The 17,866-nt window shown below is 71.5% G+C and carries 14 protein-coding genes and 1 pseudogene; 5 read left to right on the plus strand and 10 right to left on the minus strand.

Going from position 1 to position 17,866, the window contains the following annotated elements:
- Positions 1–28: 28 nt before the first annotated feature.
- Genes GWI24_RS00570 through GWI24_RS00580 form a run of 3 tightly spaced genes read left to right on the plus strand, consistent with a single transcriptional unit; the run spans position 29 to position 3,774 of the window.
- A complete protein-coding gene (locus tag GWI24_RS00570) occupies positions 29–1,579 on the plus strand; it encodes a sugar ABC transporter ATP-binding protein (protein ID WP_210943847.1) in 1,551 nt (516 codons plus the stop codon).
- Positions 1,580–1,586: 7 nt separating this feature from the next.
- Positions 1,587–2,633, plus strand: coding sequence for an ABC transporter permease (locus GWI24_RS00575; protein WP_210943803.1), 1,047 nt, complete (start codon positions 1,587–1,589; stop codon positions 2,631–2,633).
- A gap of 1 nt (position 2,634) precedes the next feature.
- Positions 2,635–3,774: a substrate-binding domain-containing protein gene (locus GWI24_RS00580; RefSeq protein WP_308343264.1), complete on the plus strand. Its 1,140-nt coding sequence runs from the start codon at positions 2,635–2,637 to the stop codon at positions 3,772–3,774.
- A gap of 57 nt (positions 3,775–3,831) precedes the next feature.
- Here GWI24_RS00580 and GWI24_RS00585 read toward each other — a convergent pair whose 3' ends face one another.
- From GWI24_RS00585 to GWI24_RS00595, 3 genes are all read right to left on the minus strand, one after another.
- Entirely contained in the window at positions 3,832–4,830 is a 999-nt protein-coding gene (locus GWI24_RS00585) for a sugar phosphate isomerase/epimerase (protein ID WP_210943805.1), read from the minus strand.
- 23 nt (positions 4,831–4,853) lie between these two features.
- Positions 4,854–6,050, minus strand: a complete 1,197-nt coding sequence (locus tag GWI24_RS00590) for a Gfo/Idh/MocA family protein (RefSeq protein ID WP_210943806.1) — start codon at positions 6,048–6,050, stop codon at positions 4,854–4,856.
- 118 nt (positions 6,051–6,168) lie between these two features.
- Positions 6,169–7,026 (minus strand): sugar phosphate isomerase/epimerase, encoded by an 858-nt coding sequence (locus GWI24_RS00595; RefSeq protein WP_210943808.1) that lies wholly within the window; start codon positions 7,024–7,026, stop codon positions 6,169–6,171.
- A 196-nt stretch (positions 7,027–7,222) separates the two neighbouring features.
- Here GWI24_RS00595 and GWI24_RS00600 point away from each other — a divergent pair, with 196 nt between their 5' ends.
- Positions 7,223–8,254: a LacI family DNA-binding transcriptional regulator gene (locus GWI24_RS00600; protein WP_210943849.1), complete on the plus strand. Its 1,032-nt coding sequence runs from the start codon at positions 7,223–7,225 to the stop codon at positions 8,252–8,254.
- A gap of 244 nt (positions 8,255–8,498) precedes the next feature.
- Here the strand turns inward: GWI24_RS00600 and GWI24_RS00605 are convergent, their stop codons facing one another.
- The 7 genes from GWI24_RS00605 to GWI24_RS00635 form a co-directional block, all read right to left on the minus strand.
- Positions 8,499–9,503, minus strand: coding sequence for a hypothetical protein (locus GWI24_RS00605; RefSeq protein WP_210943810.1), 1,005 nt, complete (start codon positions 9,501–9,503; stop codon positions 8,499–8,501).
- Between the two features lie 46 nt (positions 9,504–9,549).
- Positions 9,550–10,836, minus strand: a complete 1,287-nt coding sequence (locus GWI24_RS00610) for a TRAP transporter large permease subunit (RefSeq protein ID WP_210943812.1) — start codon at positions 10,834–10,836, stop codon at positions 9,550–9,552.
- Positions 10,824–11,429, minus strand: a complete 606-nt coding sequence (locus tag GWI24_RS00615; protein ID WP_210943814.1) for a hypothetical protein — start codon at positions 11,427–11,429, stop codon at positions 10,824–10,826. Before GWI24_RS00615 ends, GWI24_RS00610 begins: the two co-directional genes overlap by 13 nt.
- Positions 11,426–13,558, minus strand: coding sequence for a hydantoinase/oxoprolinase family protein (locus tag GWI24_RS00620; protein ID WP_210943816.1), 2,133 nt, complete (start codon positions 13,556–13,558; stop codon positions 11,426–11,428). The genes GWI24_RS00615 and GWI24_RS00620 overlap by 4 nt, the downstream gene beginning before the upstream one ends.
- A 52-nt stretch (positions 13,559–13,610) precedes the next feature.
- The gene (locus GWI24_RS00625) at positions 13,611–15,209 is read right to left on the minus strand and encodes an FAD-dependent oxidoreductase (protein ID WP_210943818.1); all 1,599 of its coding nucleotides are present in this window, start codon (positions 15,207–15,209) and stop codon (positions 13,611–13,613) included.
- A gap of 64 nt (positions 15,210–15,273) precedes the next feature.
- Positions 15,274–16,380 carry a LacI family DNA-binding transcriptional regulator gene (locus tag GWI24_RS00630; protein WP_308343267.1) on the minus strand — a complete coding sequence of 369 codons (1,107 nt, stop codon included), beginning with the start codon at positions 16,378–16,380 and terminating at the stop codon, positions 15,274–15,276.
- A gap of 465 nt (positions 16,381–16,845) precedes the next feature.
- Positions 16,846–17,343, minus strand: coding sequence for a hypothetical protein (locus GWI24_RS00635; RefSeq protein WP_210943820.1), 498 nt, complete (start codon positions 17,341–17,343; stop codon positions 16,846–16,848).
- A gap of 349 nt (positions 17,344–17,692) precedes the next feature.
- On the opposite strand from GWI24_RS00635, the pseudogene GWI24_RS46720 reads away from it, so the two are divergent.
- Positions 17,693–17,834 (plus strand): annotated as a pseudogene (locus GWI24_RS46720) (IS5/IS1182 family transposase); the annotation flags it as partial.
- Positions 17,835–17,866 lie beyond the last annotated feature (32 nt).

Genomic DNA, 17,866 nt, shown 5'->3' on the forward strand with positions numbered 1-17,866 from the left:
CGCGACAGTTCGCCAGGCCGACCCGGAGATGTCCGTGCATGACGCCACATCGGTGAACGCATCCCCGGCCGCCCGACCGGACCCCCTCGTCCGCATCCGGGGTCTCAGCAAGCGGTTCGGCGGGACCCTCGCGCTGGACCGCGTCGACCTCGACCTCCACGGCGGCAGTGTCCTCGCCCTCCTCGGCCCCAACGGCGCCGGAAAGTCCACCCTCATCAAGGTGCTCGCGGGCGTTCATCCCGCCGACGGGGGAGAGGTGACGGTGGCCGGGCACCCACTGGGAACCGAGGCCGCCGCTTCGGGCATGTCCTTCACCCACCAGGACCTCGGCCTCGTGGAGTGGATGACGGTCGCCGAGAACATCGCCCTGGCCACCGGGTATCCACGCCGCGGCGGGCTGATCTCCTGGCGGCGGACCATGGAGCGCGGCACGGAGGTCCTGCGGACCGTCGCCGGGCAGCTTCCGGCCGACGCCAGGATCGCCGACCTCGCCCCCGCCGAGCGTTCCCTGGTCGCCGTCGCCCGTGCCCTCGCCACGAACGCACGGCTCATCGTGCTCGACGAGCCGACCGCCAGCCTCCCCGCCGCGGACTGCGCCCGGCTCTTCGACGTCCTGCACACCCTGCGCGACCGGGGGCACGGCATTCTCTACGTCACCCATCGCCTGGACGAGGTGTACGAGGTCGCCGACGCCTTCGCGGTGCTGCGCGACGGCCGCCTGGTCAGCCGGGGCCCGCTGGCGGACCACAGCCCCACCCGGCTGGTGCGGGACATCGTGGGCGATCAGCCGACCGGCTACCGGCCCGGCACCGCCTCCGCCGGCACCGCCTCCGCCGGCGGCCCGGCCGTGCTGACCCTCGACGGCGTTCGGACGGCACACGCCGGACCCGTCGACCTCGAACTGCGCGCCGGGGAGATCCTCGGTCTGGTGGGCCTCACCGGCGCTGGGCACATGGAGCTCGGCCGCGCCCTCGCCGGCGCCCAGTCGATCCTCGACGGGCGGGCCCTGCTCGACGGCCGGCCGTACCACCCCCGTACGGTCGCCGCCGCCGTCGGCTCCGGCGTCGGCCTGGTGACCGGCAACCGAGTGGAGGAGGGCTGTGCCGCCGAACTGACCGTACGGGAGAATCTCCTGGCCAACCCCCGGGCGGGCGGTCTGCCGGCGCTGCGCCGGCTCAGCCCCCGCCGCGAGCGCGCCGAGGCCACCGCCTTGATCGAACGGTTCGCGGTGCGCCCCCGGGACACCGAGGCTCCGATCGCCACCCTGTCCGGAGGCAACCAGCAGAAGGTGATGCTCGGCCGGTGGCTCCGGGTGGGCCTGCGGCTGCTGATTCTCGAGGAGCCGACCGCGAGCGTGGACATCGGGGCCAAGGCCGCGATCTACCGCCTCCTCGACGAGGCGCTGGCCGCCGGCCTCGCGGCACTGCTCATCTCCACCGACTCCGAGGAGGTCGCGGGCGTGTGCCGACGCGCCCTGGTGTTCGTCCGGGGCACCGTGACGGCCGAGCTGAGCGGCTCGTCGCTCACCGCCGCGGGACTCACCCGGGCCGTCTCGGCGATGCCGGCCCCCCGGACATGAGGGACCGATGACGAGCCCTCCTCCGCCACGGTCCCGGACGGGCCCACTCGGCAGACCGCTCCGGGGGCGCGGCCGGGGCCGAGCGGGCGGGCATCTGATCGGCACCTACGGCCTGCTCGCCCTCACCGCCCTGCTGTTCCTGATCTTCTCCGTGACCCTGCCGCGCACCTTTCCCACCCTGGACACCATCTCCTCGATCCTGACCACCCAGTCGATCCCGGCCATCCTCGCGCTCGGTGTGACGGTCCCCATCGCGACCGGCAATTTCGACCTCTCCATCGGCTACGGGCTCGGCCTGGCGCATGTCCTGGTGATGCGGCTCATCGTCAACGAGGGGTGGCCCTGGCCGTTCGCCTGCCTCGCGGTGATCGTCGGAGGCACCGTCGTCGGCGTACTCAACGGTGTCATCGCCGAGTTCGGCCGGATCGACTCCTTCATCGCCACCCTCGGCACCGGCAGCATGCTGTACGCCTGCACCGGATGGATCACCGGCGGCGGCAGGATCGTCCCCGGCCCGCGGGGGCTGCCGGCCGCCTTCACCGACCTCTACGACTCCACCTTCCTCGGACTTCCGGTGCCCGCCTTCTATGTGCTCGCCCTCGCGGTCGCCCTCTGGCTCCTGCTGGAGCGGCTGCCACTCGGCCGGTACCTGTATGTCATCGGCTCCAACCCTCGCGCCGCCGACCTCGTCGGCATCCCCACCCGTACGTACACCGTCTGCGCCTTCGCGGTATCGGGGCTGGTCGTCGGCTGCGCCGGGGTGCTGCTCGCGGCCCAGCAGCAGATCGGCAACCCGAGCGTCGGCATCGACTACCTGCTCCCCGCCTTCGCCGGGGCGCTGCTCGGCTCCACCGCGATCAAACCGGGCCGCCCGAACGCCCTGGGCACCCTCGTCGCCGTGGCGGTCCTCGCCATCGGGCTCGCCGGTATCGGCCAGCTCGGTGCCCAGTTCTGGGCCACCCCGCTGTTCAACGGCGGCACGCTGCTCATCGTCGTCGGCCTGGCCGGCTACTCCGCCCGTCGCCGGCTGCGCACCGGAGTCGGAGAAGCCTGACGTGCACCGCGACCGCGCCATCCCGCTCACGGCCGTCGTGCTGCTGGCGGCGACCGCCCTCGCCGGCTGCGAACGCGGCTCGTCGGCCGGTCCCGGAGAATCCACCGCGGGCCCGAGCGGTTGCCCCGCGACCCTCACCAGGGCCAAGGCCGCCGTCAAGCGGGCCGAGCGGACCGATGCCCCCTGGAACGGCCCGACCAGCGGCCCCACGGCGGCGCGCGGCAAGACCATCGCCTATGTGGCGCAGACCATGACCAACCCGGGAGTCGCGGGCGTGGCGATGGGCGTGCGGGAGGCGGCGAAGGTCATGGGCTGGAAGGTCCGGGTGATCGACGGAGGGGGCACCCCCGTGGGCATCCAGGCGGCACTGAGCGAGGCGATCGCCCTCGAGCCCTCGGGCATCGTCATCGGCGGCTTCGACCCCAGAGCGACCTCGCGGCAGGTCGCCCAGGCCAACGCCGCGGACATTCCGCTCGTCGGCTGGCACGCGGTTGCTTCCCCTGGCCCCAGCAAGCGCCCCGAGCTCTTCACCAACGTCACCACCGAGGTCGAGGAGGTGGCCGGGGCCAGCGCGGACTGGGTGATCGCACGGTCCGACGGCCACGCCCGGGTCGTCGTGTTCACCGACGACTCGATCCCCTTCGCCAGGAACAAGGCCGGGCTGATCAGAAAGGGACTCGCCAGGTGCCCGGGCGTGCGGCTGCTGGCCTACGCGAACATTCCGATCCCGGACGCCGGCAGCCGCACCCCTCAGGAGGTCTCCTCCCTCCTCTCGCGCTTCCCGGACACATGGGACTACTCCATCGCCATCAACGACCTGTACTTCGCGGACGCCGCCCCCGCCCTCCGGGCGGCCGGCAAGCGAGGCACCGGCCCGCCCTTCAACATCGGCGCGGGCGACGGCGACCCCTCCGCCTTCCAGCGCGTCAACAGCGGGCAGTACCAGGCGGCCACCGTTCCCGAACCGCTGTCCCAACAGGGCTGGCAGGTGATCGACGAGTTCAACCGGGCCTTCTCCGGCCGGGCCCCCAGCGGGTACGTCGCCCCCGTCCACATCGTCACGGCCGCCAACAGCGGAGGAGCCACGAACTGGAATCCGCCCGGCTATCGACGGGCGTACCGCAAGATCTGGGGCGAGTGATACGAGCGGTCCCGCTTCCGCCGGCCGGCGGAAGCGGGGACCACGGGTGCGGGCCGATCAGAGGGCTTCCGCGGCGCTGCGGAGGTTCTTGGCGGCCAGGGCCAGACCCTCGGTCTGGGAGTAGGCGGCGTCCTCGTGTTCGATGTTGACGGCCATGTCGGGGTTCACCTCGGCGAGGGCGCGCAGGAACTCCGTCCAGAAGGGGACGTCGTTGCCGAGGCCGACGGCGACGAACTTCCACGCCGGGTTCTCGGGCCAGGCGTTGCACCAGAAGCCGTAGCCGGTGGGGACCTTGCCGGGGGCGTCGGCGGGGACACGGGTGAAGGATGTGTCCAGGACACCGCGGATGTCGGCGCCGGGGCAGAGCGTGGCGTCCTTCGCGGCGGCGTGGAAGACCAGCGGGCCGAGCCACTTGATGGAGGCGACGATGTCCATGCCCTGCCACATCAGATGGGAGGGGTCCATCTCGGCGCCGACGTTGGTCGCGCCGGTCTCGTCGACGAGCCGCTTCAGGGTGACCGGGGAGAAGACGACGTTGTGCGGGTGCATCTCGATGGCGACCCGGACGTCGTTCTCCCGGGCGAGCGCGTCGATCTCCTTCCAGAACTCGACGGCCACGTCCCACTGGTAGTCCAGGACGTCCATGTAGACGCCGTCCCAGGGGTTGACGACCCAGGAGGGGTACTTGGCATCGGGGTCGGAGCCCGGGGTGCCGGACATGGTGACCACGTGCTTGACGCCGAGCAGGCCCGCGAGGCGGATGGTGCGGCGCAGGTCGTCGGCGTGTTTCGGACCGACACCGGGGAGGGGGTTGAGCGGATTGCCATTGCAGTTGAGGCCGGTCAGTTCCATCCCCCGGTCCGCGAAGGCCGCCAGGTACTCCTCGCGTGCGGTGGCCGAGGACAGCAGCAGGTCGACCGGGCAGTGCGGGGAGGGGATGAAACCGCCGGTGTTGACCTCGACCGAGGTCAGACCGTTCTCCTTCAGGATGTCCAGGGCCTCGGAGAGGGTGCGGTCGTGCAGGCAGGCGGTGTAGGCGCCGAGCTTGAGGGTCATGGGTACAACTCCTTACGGGCGTTTCAGACGGCGGGCGGAACGTCGACGGCGGTGCCGCCCTGACGCGAGGACTCGACGACGGCATGGATGATCTCCATCGTCCGCAGGGCGTCGGCGAACGTGGCGCAGGACGGCAGGGGTTCGGCGACGCCCGCGACCTGGTCGAGGAAGGCCCGGGCCTGGTAGGTGAACATCTCGGCGTTGCCGCCTCCCACGCCCGGCGCCTCCATCGGGTAACCACCCTTGAAGTAGGGCAGGTTCGGGCCGGCGATGATCTGGCGGGCGCCGCTCGGGCGGGCGTCGGGCTGTGCGCCGTCGAAGAGGTACTCGGCCGGGCGGTGCTGGTCGAACGCGGCCCGGCCGCCCACGCCCAGGACGTCGAAGGAGAGCCCGTTGGGCAGGCCGAAGGCGGTGCGCGAGACCGAGAAGGTGCCGACCAGACCGGACTCGAAGCGGGCGGTGAAGGACGCGGTGTCCTCGTTCTCGACCGCGCCGAGCTCGTCCGAGACGGGCGCGGCGTTGTGGCCGACGACCGCGCCCAGCGGCAGGGGCCGCTCGGGGATCTGCGTCGACAGCGAGGCACCGGAGACCGCGGTGATGGGGCCCGCGATGTACTCGGCGGTGTCGATCACATGCGCTCCGACGTCCCCGAGCGCGCCGGAGCCGGGCCCGCCCTTGAACCGCCAGCTCAGCGGCCCCTTCGGGTCGGTCGCGTAGTCGCACCAGTACCGGCCGCTGAACAGCGTCAGATCGCCCAGTTCATCGCGCAGGACATGATCGCGGATCGCGGCGATGGCGGGAGAGCGGCGGAAGGTGTACCCGACGGCGGTCACCACATCGGCGCCGCGCTCCAACTCGGCCATCGCACGGGCGTCCTCGCCCGTTCCCGCCAGCGGCTTCTCGCACAGCACATGCTTGCCCGACGCGACCAGCGCCTCGGCGATCGGGCGGTGCAGATCGTTTCCCACGACGATGCTGACGGCGTCGATCGTCGGGTCCTCGGCAACGGCCTCCCAGCTCGGCAGCGCCTTCTCATAGCCGTAGCGGCGGGCGGCGTCCTCGCCGAGCGCGACATTGGCGTCGGCTATCGCGGCCAGCCGGACCGGCGGCAGACCGGCGTCGAAGACGGTGTTGACGTTGCGATAGCCGGCGGCATGGGCTCGGCCGGCCATCCCGGCTCCGATCACCGCGACGGAGAGGGGTTGGGCGGACGTGGTCATGGCGGATGCCTTTCGAACCGGGGAAAGAGAGAGGGAACGGGACGGGAGCGGGTGATCAGGCGGCGTACTGCCGGCGGAAGCGGGCCTCGATGGACACGCGATCTGGGGGTGCGGCCGGTCAGGAATGGGCGGCCAGATATTCGTCGATCCTCTTCCGCATGAAGGCGGAGGACTCCCTGGCCCGTTCCTCCCAGGCGAAGACGCAGGCGGTCAGGACGCCGTCGAAGCCGTGTGCGCGCAGTTCGCGGAAGAGCTCGTCGAAGTCCACCTCGCCCTGGCCGATGTCGAGGTGCTGATGGATCCGGGCCGGGGTGCCGGGCGGGTTGAGGATGTAGCGGTTGCCTGAGGACGCGGTGTGGTCGAAGGCGTCCGCGAGGTGGACATGGGTGAGGAGGTCGCCCGCGTACTCGATGATGCCGGGCGCGTCGTCGCCGATGTGGAAGGTGTGCGGGGCGCAGTAGAGGAAGCCGACGTGGGAGTGGTTGATGCCCCGGATCAGGTTGATCGCGTCGTAGCCGTTCTCGATGAAGTCGTCCGGGTGGGGTTCCAGCGCGAGCTTGATGCCCTCGCGCTCGAACACCGGGAGCAGTTCCTCCATCGAGCGCCAGAACTGCGCCTCGCTGCGGTCCGGGTCCTCGGGGCGGCCGTTGAACTCCGAGATCATGCTGTCCACTCCGAGGTCCGCACAGATCTGGATCGAGCGCTTCCAGTACCGGACCGCGGCCTGCCGTGCGTCCTCGTCCGGGCCGGACCAGCGGAACAGGGGCAGCAGGGAGGAGACGCCCACTCCGGCCGTGTCCAGCGCCTTGCGGAACTTCCTTACGGTGGCGTCGTCGACACGGGGGTGGCGGAAGAAGGGGATGAAGTCCTCCCGGGGCGAGAGTTCGATCCACTCGTAGCCCAACTCGGCCACCACCGAAGGCAGTTCGAGGAGCGGAACGTCGCGGATCATAAACGGGTCGAGGGCGATCTTCATGAGGAATCCCTTCGGGTCGGGGGAACATGGGGGGAGTGGGTGATGCGCATCACCGGGTGCCCTTCGCGGCGAATCGGCGCAGCCTTTGTTGGAACGACAGGACAATTTAAAGCGCTTTAAGTTCTGGTACTATCGGCCGTGTTGCGCGAGGGTGTCAAGGGTGTTGCGCAAGGAGATTCGCGCCGGGGAGGCACAGGTGGAGGACGGTGGTTCCGGGCGTCACCAGAACGGCACGCCCAAGCGCCCCAGGCTGGAGGACGTGGCCGCGCGGGTGGGCCTGTCCACGGCATCGGTCTCCCTGGTGCTGCGGGGTGTGCCCGGCCCGAGCGAACGAACCCGGCAACGCGTCCTGAAGGCGGCCGCCGACCTCGGCTATCAGGTGGACCGCACCGCCAGCACACTGGCCAGCAGACGCAGCCGCCTGCTCGGCGTCATGGTCGACATCCACAGCCCCTTCCACGCCGAACTGGTCGAGCACCTGCACACCGCGGCCGAGGAGGTCGGCTACGACCTGGTCCTGAGCACCCTCACCCGCACCCGCGACGAACGGACCGCGGTGGACACCCTGCTGGCCTTCCGCAGCGAGGCGCTGATCCTGCTCGGCCCCACCGCACCCGGGGACGCGCTCGCCGTGCTCGACAACAAGGCCCCCGTGATCACCGTCGGCCGCCGGATCGCGGACACCGCCCTGGACGTCGTACGCACCGCTGACGACGACGGCGTGAGTCAGACCGTCGATCACCTGGTCGGACTCGGTCATCGCGAGATCGTCTACGTGGACGGCGGGAAGAGCGTCATCGCCACCGACCGGCGCCGTGGTTACCGCACCGCCATGCGCCGCCACGGCCTTGGCGACCACATCCGTGTGCTCGCCGGAGACAACACCGAAGCGGCCGGCGAACGCGCCGCCCGCCACCTCCTCGACGGCGGCCGACTGCCCACCGCGGTGGTCGCGTACAACGACCAGTGCGCCATCGGCGTCCTGGCCGCCCTCGCGCGCGCCGGAGTCGCCGTCCCGGGCGAGGTGTCCGTGGCCGGCTACGACGACGACACGCTCTCCCGGCTGAGCTGCTTCGACCTGACCACCGTCAGCCAGAGCGCCCGGGAACAGGCCCAACACGCGGTGACCGCCGCCGTGGAACGCCTCGACCAGGACCGCACAGAGCCCCGCGAGGTCGTCCTCACCCCGCGCCTCGTCGTGCGCGGCACCACGGCCGGGCGCGGATAGGGGAACGCGGCGCTCGACGCGGTCGTCTGCCGCGCCCGCGCGCCGCTCACCTCTCGATCCGCTCGGCGATCTCCTCGTCGATGCAGTCGGCGAGCCGTCTCGACCACGGCACGACCGTACGACGCGGCCAGGGCTACCGGGGAAGCGGACACCAGGCGGCCGGCATCCGACTCGATCGCCATCGAGGCTGTGCGCTGTCCGGCGAACCCGGCGGGACAGCGCACAGGCGTGACCTGGGCCCCGACTAGCCTCGTGCCACCGCGATCGAGCCCTGGAGCCGTTCCCCCGCCTCGAAGACCATGTACGGCACTCCGCCCTCGGTGCCGAACGACGGCGCCGCCGACCTGCCGTTCTCCGGTGGCCCGGAGCGGGAGTTGTAGAAGACGCCCAGATGGCGACGGAGCGAGAAGTCCGCGCCCACCTCGGTGATCATGAGGTCGCCGCCGCTCTCCTTGTCCTTGTTGTAGACCACGTACGCGGAACCGTTGCGCGTGAGCAGGTGGGGACCGCCGACGTTCACCGCCCCGACGTCCGAGTGGCGCACCAGCGGGGTCTGGTCGAAGGTCCAGTTCCGGCCGTCGGCGGACCAGCCCCAGCAGATGTCACGGTGGTTGGTGGTGTTGTTGAGCATGAACAGCATTACGTATTGGGCTCCGCGCGACGGCAGGTCGTGCCGGAAGACTCTGGCGTACGACGTCTCGGTGGTGCCCGACGGCATCATCGAGGTGGACAGGACGACCTTGTCGTACGTGAAGTGGACGCCGTCCCGGGAGCGGGCGAGCCGTGTCGTGGTGTTCTCGCCGTGGAAGTACAGCCAGAACTCCTTGACGTCCTCCTTCCACAGCACATGCGGTGAGGAGACATGACTGACCGAGTAGTGCGGGGCCCACTTGTTGGACACGATCGGGTTCGCCGGGTACTCCGTGAACGGGCCCTCCAGCGAGTTCCCGTAGGCGAGGCAGATGCCGCCGGGCGCGTCGTGCGGCGCGTAGTAGAGGTAGTAACGGCCGAGCGGTGACGCCAACTTGTCGTAGACGCCGCGCACGGTCGGGAAGATGATCTCGCCCGTCGGGTTGTACTTCAGCTGTGACGGCGTCAGCAGCGTCCGTACGTACGTGTAGTCGGGGAAACCTCCGGGCGCGGCCGACGCGGTCTGCGTCGACAGGCCGCCGAGGGTGAGCGCGGCGCCGGTGACGGCGGTCGCGCGCAGGAACATACGACGATCCGGGCCGGACTGCGGCTCTTGCATGATCGGCTCCTGAGGTCGGTTGCTGTTGAGAAGGGTTGGAAGGACGTCACAGTTGGGTCGCGGCGGTGACGCACAGTCCCCCGAGCGCCACGGCCCACACATACGGCAGCGTCCGCACCATCACCTGTTGCGGTGACACGCCCGCGTACTGGGCGGCCCACACGGTCTGGGTGCTGGTCGGATCGGCGACGCCGAAGACCTGGTTGTACGAGGTGGCCATGCCGAGGACGGCGGCGGCCGGATAGATGCCGGTGGCGATGAGGACGCCCGCGATGCCGGCGCCGAGGCCAAAGACATTGAGCGGGCCGCGGTACAGGCACAGCGGCACCAGGAGCGTGAAGACCAGCACGAACAGCACCGCGTTCTGCGGGCTGACCGCCTTGACCAGCGGCTCCAGCGCGTCGACGGCGCCGGGCAGTTTCACCGCGGCGAGCAGGATGCCGATCGCCACGAACAGCGTGATCGGGGGCGCCGCCACCTCGAAACCGCCGTACAGGGTGCGCAGCAGCCGTCGGTTCATCTCGCGTGGACGTGTCGTCGTCACCAGCGCGTACAGCACTCCCGCCAGCAGCGAGGGAATGATGGCCAGTTCGAAGCCGAGGGCCAGGACCAGCGGTACCACCGGCGTCAGCAGCGCGTACCACGGGGCGTCGCCGAGCAGCTGCCGTCGGCCGCGTGACGTCGGCCTGCCCTCGAGCGACTTGAGCGACCAGGTGTGCTCCACGCCGCGCCGCCGCGACTCCACCAGGACGTACGCGACCGCCGCCACCAGCGCGAACGGGAACAGCTTCACCATGAAACCGCGCACGGTGTCCACGGGCAGTTCCAGCGCCGTGGAGAAGAACTGCCACACCGGCAGCTCGAACGGGACCCCCACCGCGATGCCCATGAGGATCGTGCCGGCGGCCGTCACCTTAGGGATGCCCACCGCGATCATGGCCGGGATCCCGATGAGCCCGGCGAGCATCGCCGCGGGCGCGGACCCCGTCACCGTGCCCACGAGGGCCGACACCGCGAGGACGCCGAGCGCCACGAACACCGGCCGGTCGCCGCCGAATTCCACGATCTTGCGGACCAGGGTGGCCGCGATACCGGTCTCCTCCAGGAGCTTGCCGAGCCACGAACCGAGCAGGATCGCGATCATTGTGGCCGCCAGCGCGGGCGCGCCCTCCTGGAGCACCGTGTCGAGCACGCTGTTCTTTCCGGTCAGCGGCGCGCCCGCGGCGAACGCGATCGCCACGGCGAGCAGCACCAGCGCGAACGCGGTGGGCAGCCTGCGGGTGAGCATGGCGGCGACGCCCGCCGCCATGAGGAGCAGAATCACGACACCCATCGATCCGTCTCGCTTTCGGAACACGCGGCGGCCAGCGCCTCGGTGAGCAGCAGGGGGCTGCGGCCGAGGCCGCAGGCAGCGCGGGCGTAGGCGTGCGCGGCGAGTTCGTCGGCGCCCGCGACATGCGCGTACAGACGACGCGGCCCGAGCCGCAGCGCGGTGTGGCCGAGCGCCCGCTTGAACTCGGCCCGGACATGCGGGTGATGGAGCCAGGCATGCGCCCGCTCGTGGGCGAGAGCCGCGGCCAGCACCGACCCGGCGGGAAACCAGTTCCGCCAGCCGAGCTCGGCGACGAGCCGTTCGGCGCGGTCGACCGTGTCGACGTACACCTCGACCACCGGCGGCCGCGACCGGTACCGGGCCAACAGCCCGGCGGCGAGCCCGCCGTCCCGCTCGACCACCCGGACCGGCACCGGATCGGGACTCATACGGCGTCCGAACTCCTCGGCCGCCTCGGCCCATCGGCGCAGGACCAGCGGATCGCGACCCTCGTGGGTGGGCGTCCCCGCGAGCAGCCGCACGGCGAGGTCCAGGTCGTGGTCGAGACCGTGGTCGTGGTCGTGGCCGAGGCCGAGGCTGTGGTCGCCACTCATGCGCGGGACTCCACGACCGCGACCACCGGCTCGTCGGCGGCGCGCGTACGCAACTCGCTGCGGGCCAGCGCGAGCAGCGCTTCGGGTTCGAGCACCCCGGACAGATCCGCGATCCGGCCGCCCACCAGCAGGCGCACCGCGGGCGCCCGCACTCCGCCGTCGCCGTACGAGGTGGCCTCCCGCACCAGCGAGGCGAGCGTCTCGCCGGCCGCGCCCACGGTCGTCGTGCGCACCCGCGCGTCGGACACCCCCAGCCGCACCACCCCGTCCGCGTCCACGACCCGCACCGGCTGCCGCCCCGCCCGCAGCCGGCGCCGCACCTCCGTGCCGTACACCGTGTACGCGTCCGTGCCGGCCAGGATCCGCACCCGCGTCTCCTGCGCCTTGAGGCTGGCGGCGGCCGCGCGCAGCCGCTCGGCGTCATCGGCGCGGTGCGCCCGGTCCCGCGTGCGCAGTTCGGTCGCGCCGGTGGCGACGGCCCGTACGGTGCTGGTCTGCGGGTCGACCGTCACCTCGACCTCCACACCGTCGGCCGCGGCGCCCTGCGCGACGACCGCCCGCTCGGCCTCGGCGCGCACGGCGAGGATGTGCTCCTGGGTGGCGCCGGGGATGATCCGCTCGACCTGCTCGCGGACCAGCGCGAGCGCCACCCCGATCGGGCTGATGACCTCATGGTGACGGGCGACGCGCCCTTCCAGACCGGTGGTCCGGGCCAGGTGCGGGGTCACGGCCGCCGCTCCGCCGCCCCCGCCCACCAGGACGGCGGTCTCCCGGCCGAGCCGGTAGTCGCGGATCATCGTGTCCACGACCGCCCGCACCGACGCGGTCCCCGCGTCCAGCACGGCCCGCGCCGCGCCCGCCACATCCAGGCCGAGGAGGGCGGCGAGCGGGGCGAGCGCCGCCCGCGCCACCTCCGGGTCACAGCGCGCGAAGTCGCCCTCGGGGACCCGGCCGAGCGCGTTCGCCGCACACGTCATCGTCACGGCGAACCGGCCGCCCGCCGCATCCAGGACCATGTAGTCGTCGGGGTCGCCGTCCATCGGCCGCACCGTGGAGACCTTCGCGTCCCGCAGCTCGTCGAGCGAGGCGAAACAGGCGTAGGGAAGCCCCGCGATATGCGCGCTGCGCGGACCGACACCTGTGACCTTCCCTCCGGACACCCGCACCATGGACCCGCCACCGACACCGACGGTGCGCACATCCAGGGCGTTGAGGTACGACGCCCTGCCGAGGATCGTCGCGTGCCGCACCGCCACCTTGCCGCGTCGCACCACGCTGATGTCCGTCGACGTGCCACCCGTCTCCAGGAACACCCCCTCGCTGATCCGCTCCCGCATCAGCGCCCCCGCCACACCCGCCGCCGGCCCCGACAGGACCGTCAGCAGCGGACGGCGCCGCATCTCGTCCAGCGACATGACACCGCCGTCGCACCGCATCACCATCAGCGGCGCGGTGACCCCGGCCTTGGCGATGGAGGAGTCGACGAGCTCGGCGGTGGCCAGCATGCGCGGCAGGATCGCCGCGTTCACCACGGCGGTACGGGTCCGCTTGTGCAGCCCGTACAGCGACGTGATCTCGTGTGCCGCAGCGACCGGCAGCCCCGTGGACCGCGCCACGTCGAGCACGGCCTGCTCGCCTTCGGGCCGGTCCACCCCGAACGGTTCGGTGGCGACGATTACTTGGGCGCCCTCCTCCTGTACGAGGGTCACGGCCGCCCGCACCGCATCGCTGTCGAACGGGTCCGCCACATGGGCGTACACCAGCGGAAGCCGCTTGCCCGGGGCGACTTCCAGCTTCCCGAACGCGGCGAGGCGCCGGGTGAACACGGCACCCGCCCCCGTGCCGATCCCGATGAGCCCGACCTTCGCCACATCGCCTTCCAGGAGCGCGTTCGTGGCCTGGGTCGTGCCGTGGGCCAGGAACGTGACGTCGGCCGGGGTGCGCCCGGCCTGTTCGAGGAGACGGCCGAGCGCCTGGACGATGCCGTGTGCGACGTCGTCCTCATGGTGGTGGCTGGTGGGCACTTTCACCTGGCCCACCAGTTCGAGCGTCGCGGCATCGACGGCCACGGCGTCCGTGAACGTGCCGCCCACGTCGATACCGACGCGGACGCGACGGTCAGGGGACATGTCAGGCACCTCCTTGTGCGTTGACGTGCGTATGTTGCCGAAGGGGGACCGGTCAGTAGCCGCGGACGTCGGGCCAGCTCCTTTGCACACCCGCCCGGTCCAGCGCTCGCGCGAATTCCTCGAACCGCTTGTCGTCCGCCTGCACCTGGTGCGGCTCCACGTCCTCGCCCAGGCAGTGCGCGGCGAGCGCGCCCGCGACCTCGCCGACGTTCCATTCCACGGGGTGCAGGCGGTAGCAGCCGTTGGTGATGTGCGTCGTGCCGATGTTCTTGCCGGCGGGCAGCAGATTCCGCACCCGGCGCGGCACCATCGCGCCCAGCGGAATCTCGAACGGCACAGAGCCGATGTCGATGTAGGTGTCGCCGCCGGTCGAGGGGTGCAGATCGATGCGGTAGCCCCCGACGCCGACCGAGTCCCGGTAGTGCTTGGTGCCGTACGGGCCCACGGCGTCGATGGCGACGTCCTGCTCGACGACGGTCGTCACGGCCTTGATGCGCCGCGACTCGCGTACGTAGGCCGCCTTGGCGAGGCCATCCGCCGTGCCCGTCACATCCGGGCGGATGCGCAGCCCGGGGAAGCCGGTGCCGCCGTCCGCGCGCGGCGCCTCGGTCTGCAGCCAGTACAGGACGGACAGCGACAACTGCCGTGCCTCGCGCAGCGCTTCGGCCTCCTGGCCGATGAAAGGCTTCAGCCAGTAGTCGTTCAGGGGCCAGTTGACCAGAGTGATGTCCGACTCGAAGGCCCCGGGCCGGTGCAGCTTGCGTGCCAGGATCCGGCGGAAACCCCACAGCTCCTTGTCCCCGGCGTCCGCGCTCTGGTCCGCGCTGACATCCAGCGGATCCAGCTCGGGGTTGGGCACGAACGAGCGCGGGACGGGCTCCAGGGTCCGCGGGTCGGGAGCCTCGAACCCGAGCAGCGGCCCCGGCCAGAATTCGGGGCGGTAGGCGCGCCAGAAGTCATAAGTCCCGGGCCGGTCGATCGTGTGGTCCTCGCCCTCGTGGTGGGAGAGCGCGAAACACACCGTGATGCCCTGCTGATTGCCGGGCTGGGCCTGAGCGGGGGCGTGCGGCTCCCCGAACTCGGCATGCGACTCGGCCCCGCTAGCGTGCTCCACACGGGCCAGCGAGAGCAGCTCACCGGTCTCGGTGGCGTCGATGACGTAGGGGGCGGCGACGGTGCGCAGGGCGCCGCTGCGCAGGTCCCGTACCGTGACGGCCGTGATGGCATCGTTGTCGTGCTCGGCGGATACGGCCCGGTGCTCGGTCAGGACGGTCAGCAGCCCGGAGGCCCGGTGGGGCGCGAGCATCGCCTCCAGGACGGCGAGCGCGACGCGCGGCTCGTGGCACAGTTTGCTGACGCGGCCGGCGCCCGGGTTGAGCTCGGTGAGCCCGAGTGCTTCGCCCCGCAGCGGATACCACTGCCGGTAGTAGGCCCGGATGCCCTCGCGCAGGGCCCGGTACGTCGCCGTCGTGCCGAACCGCTCCACCCACGGGTGCTCGTCCGGCGGCACGGCCTGCGCCGTCAACTGCCCACCGATCCAGTCGGTCTCCTCGGTCATCACCACGCGCCGGCCCGCGCGGCAGGCGGCGAGTGCGGCGGCGACGCCGCCGAGGCCGCCACCGACGATCAGGATGTCTGGCTGGGGTATCACCGTGCTCCTCGTGGTCGTGACCGAACTTCGTTCCGTAGTAATGGAGTTGCTCCCGCGCCGGTCGCTACGGTGGCGGGACGGGCGGGCCCGCCGTCTCGCCCGCGCGGAACTCGCAGGCCACCAACGGCTCCCGCGCCTCCTCGCCGACCACGAGCGCGGCAAGCAGCCGGACGGCCGCGGCGCCGAGCCGGTGCCGGGGGATGTCGAACCCCATCGGCACGGGCCGGGCGGCGAGGTCGGCGGGCGGGCTCCCGAGCAGCCCCAGCGAGACGTCGCCCGGGCAGCTGAGCCCGGCCTCCTGGACGGCGGCGTTCAGCGCCCGCCACGCCGCCCCCGTGTCGGTCTCCTCGGCCACGAACGCGGTCACCCCGTCCGCGACCAGGGTCCGCACCCGCCGCGCGGTCAGCTCACGCGCCGGATCGGCACAGCGCAGCACCGCGCCGGGGCCGCCCGCGATGCCCGCCGCGGCCAGGCCGTCCAGGAAGCCCCGCTGACGGTCCGTGGACGGGGGCGCCTCGTCGTCCTCCCGTACGAGCACGATCCGCCGGTGCCCCAACTCGGTCAGATGGGCGACGACTTCACGGCTGGCGCTGACATAGTCGGCGCCGACCCAGGCCAGCCCCTCCAACTCCTCGCGGCGGCCCAGATGCACCACCGGAAACCCGTCGGCTACGAGCCGCTTCAGCTCGGCGCGCGGTACGTGCCGGCCGAGGAAGAGGCACCCGTCGGCCAGCCGGACCCGGCTCAGCGCGTCCGGTCCCGCGGCGCCCGCGCCACCGGTGCTCGACCCCGTGAACAGCACCAGGTCGTAGCCCCGGGCGGCCGCCTCCTGCTCCACGCCCACCAGGAACGGGTAGTACGAGTGCTGTACGTCGGTCGGGAAAGTGGCGGTGAAGCTGAAGACGCCCAGCAGGTTGTTGCTGGCCGCCGCCAGTCGCCGGGCCGCCGGGTCCGGCACATAGCCGAGACTGCGGGCCGCGTCGAGGACGCGCTGCCGGGTCTCCTCGGAGATCGCGGCGGCTCTGCCGTCGCCGCGCGCCGACAGGACCAGTGACACCGTCGCCTGCGACACTCCGGCGAGCCCGGCCACCTCGGCCTGCCGCGGCCGTGACGTACGGCTCGCGGGCGCCGGATTCCGCCCCGGTTTCGCCCGCTTCTTCGGCTGATCCACCCCTTGCGTCCCCTCGCTCACCGATCTATTAATGCGCATTACTAATGCGCATTAATAGACTTTGGCGTGAGCTTCACCCACCGTCAAGAGCCAGGACGGAACCATTCCCACGGGACGCACACCCCACGGAGCAGGGAGCGATCACTGTCGCAACTATGCCGACGCCCGGTCAGGCGGGCCGCGGCGGTGGCCAGGAGGCAGCGGCCGACGGCGCCGCCCCTCGGGCCCCGCCGCGGCTGAGGAGCGTCTCCCGGCAGTGGCGGACCAGTCCGTGGCGGCCAGCGCCTTCCGTGCGGCGACGGAGCGGGCGGCGACGTTGCGGGAGCTCGCGGAGCACATGGAGCGGGCCCTGGCCGGGTTCGCGGCGGACGTCGGCTTGCTCGAGGACGATGCGTCGCCGGCGCGGCCGGTTGAGTCCCGGCGCCTCCCCGCCCGTCAGTCGAAGACGAACGGGCCCGCCGCCCGTCAGTCGAAGACGAACGGGCCCGGCGACTGCTTGGCGATCGCGGTGCAGCGCACGCTGAACACGGAGAATGTAAAGCTCAGCGAATCCCCGCCCACGTAGGAGTCCAGGCTGTCGCCCGGGGCCACGGTGCCGGTGAGCGCGCCGAACCTGACCGGGGAACCCGCCGGAATGGACGGGTTGGAGCCTCCCCTGAAGACAGTCGTGTCCGGTCCGCCGTTCTTCTCCAGCCGCAGGGTGACGTCCATGGTGTTCGCCGGGATCGCGACGGATGCGATCATGTCCGGTGCGCCCAGCGTGATCGTCGCCGTCGTCCCGTTCTGGGCTGCGGTGAGGGTCAGGGTTGTGCTGCCCCAGGTACCGCAACTGTAGGCGGCCGTGGCAGTGGTTGGTGACACGGCGGTTGTCACCGGTGCCGCAGCTGCGGCACCGGCGAGCAGCACCGCCGAGGCGGCGGCCGTGGCGGCGGCGGCCGTGGCGGCGCGTAACTTCGCCCTCATGCGTCTCATGGGTCGTCCCGTCCGGTGGAGGTACCAGGAGATGCCCTGACGCTGCGTCAGGTTGACCGTGCATGTCTCATTGACGCGCAGGGATCTCGGGAAGGCAAGCGGCACACCGCCTCTGGACACCGGTGCGGCCAAGGCGAGGCCCAGCCAGGGCCTGTCTCCTCGATCGTCGTCGAAGCCGGGTGGTCGACCGCCGTGTGAGTCCCGGCGTAATCTGGCGGACTTGGTATGGGTCTTCTCCGGGATTACGTGCCGAATGCCGCGTCGGCGTAGATAGGTGCGCATCAGACTGTTGCTGTATGCCTTGTCTGCGCTGACGCTGTCCCGCAGCCTCCGCGGTCGGCCGAGGGACCAGGGGGCCAACCGCCGGTGCTGGGGCCGCAAGGGCGGTCGGCCCATCAGCCTCGACAAGGCGCTCTGCAAGCGCCGCAACGAAGTCGAGCGGACCATCAACCCGGCTTGAGATCTTCCGGTCCCTGGCCACCAGCCGGTCGTCGACGGGCTTGTCGGGGATCCG

The organism is Streptomyces sp. MK37H, from assembly GCF_018035285.1.
Lineage (GTDB): Bacteria > Actinomycetota > Actinomycetes > Streptomycetales > Streptomycetaceae > Streptomyces > Streptomyces endocoffeicus.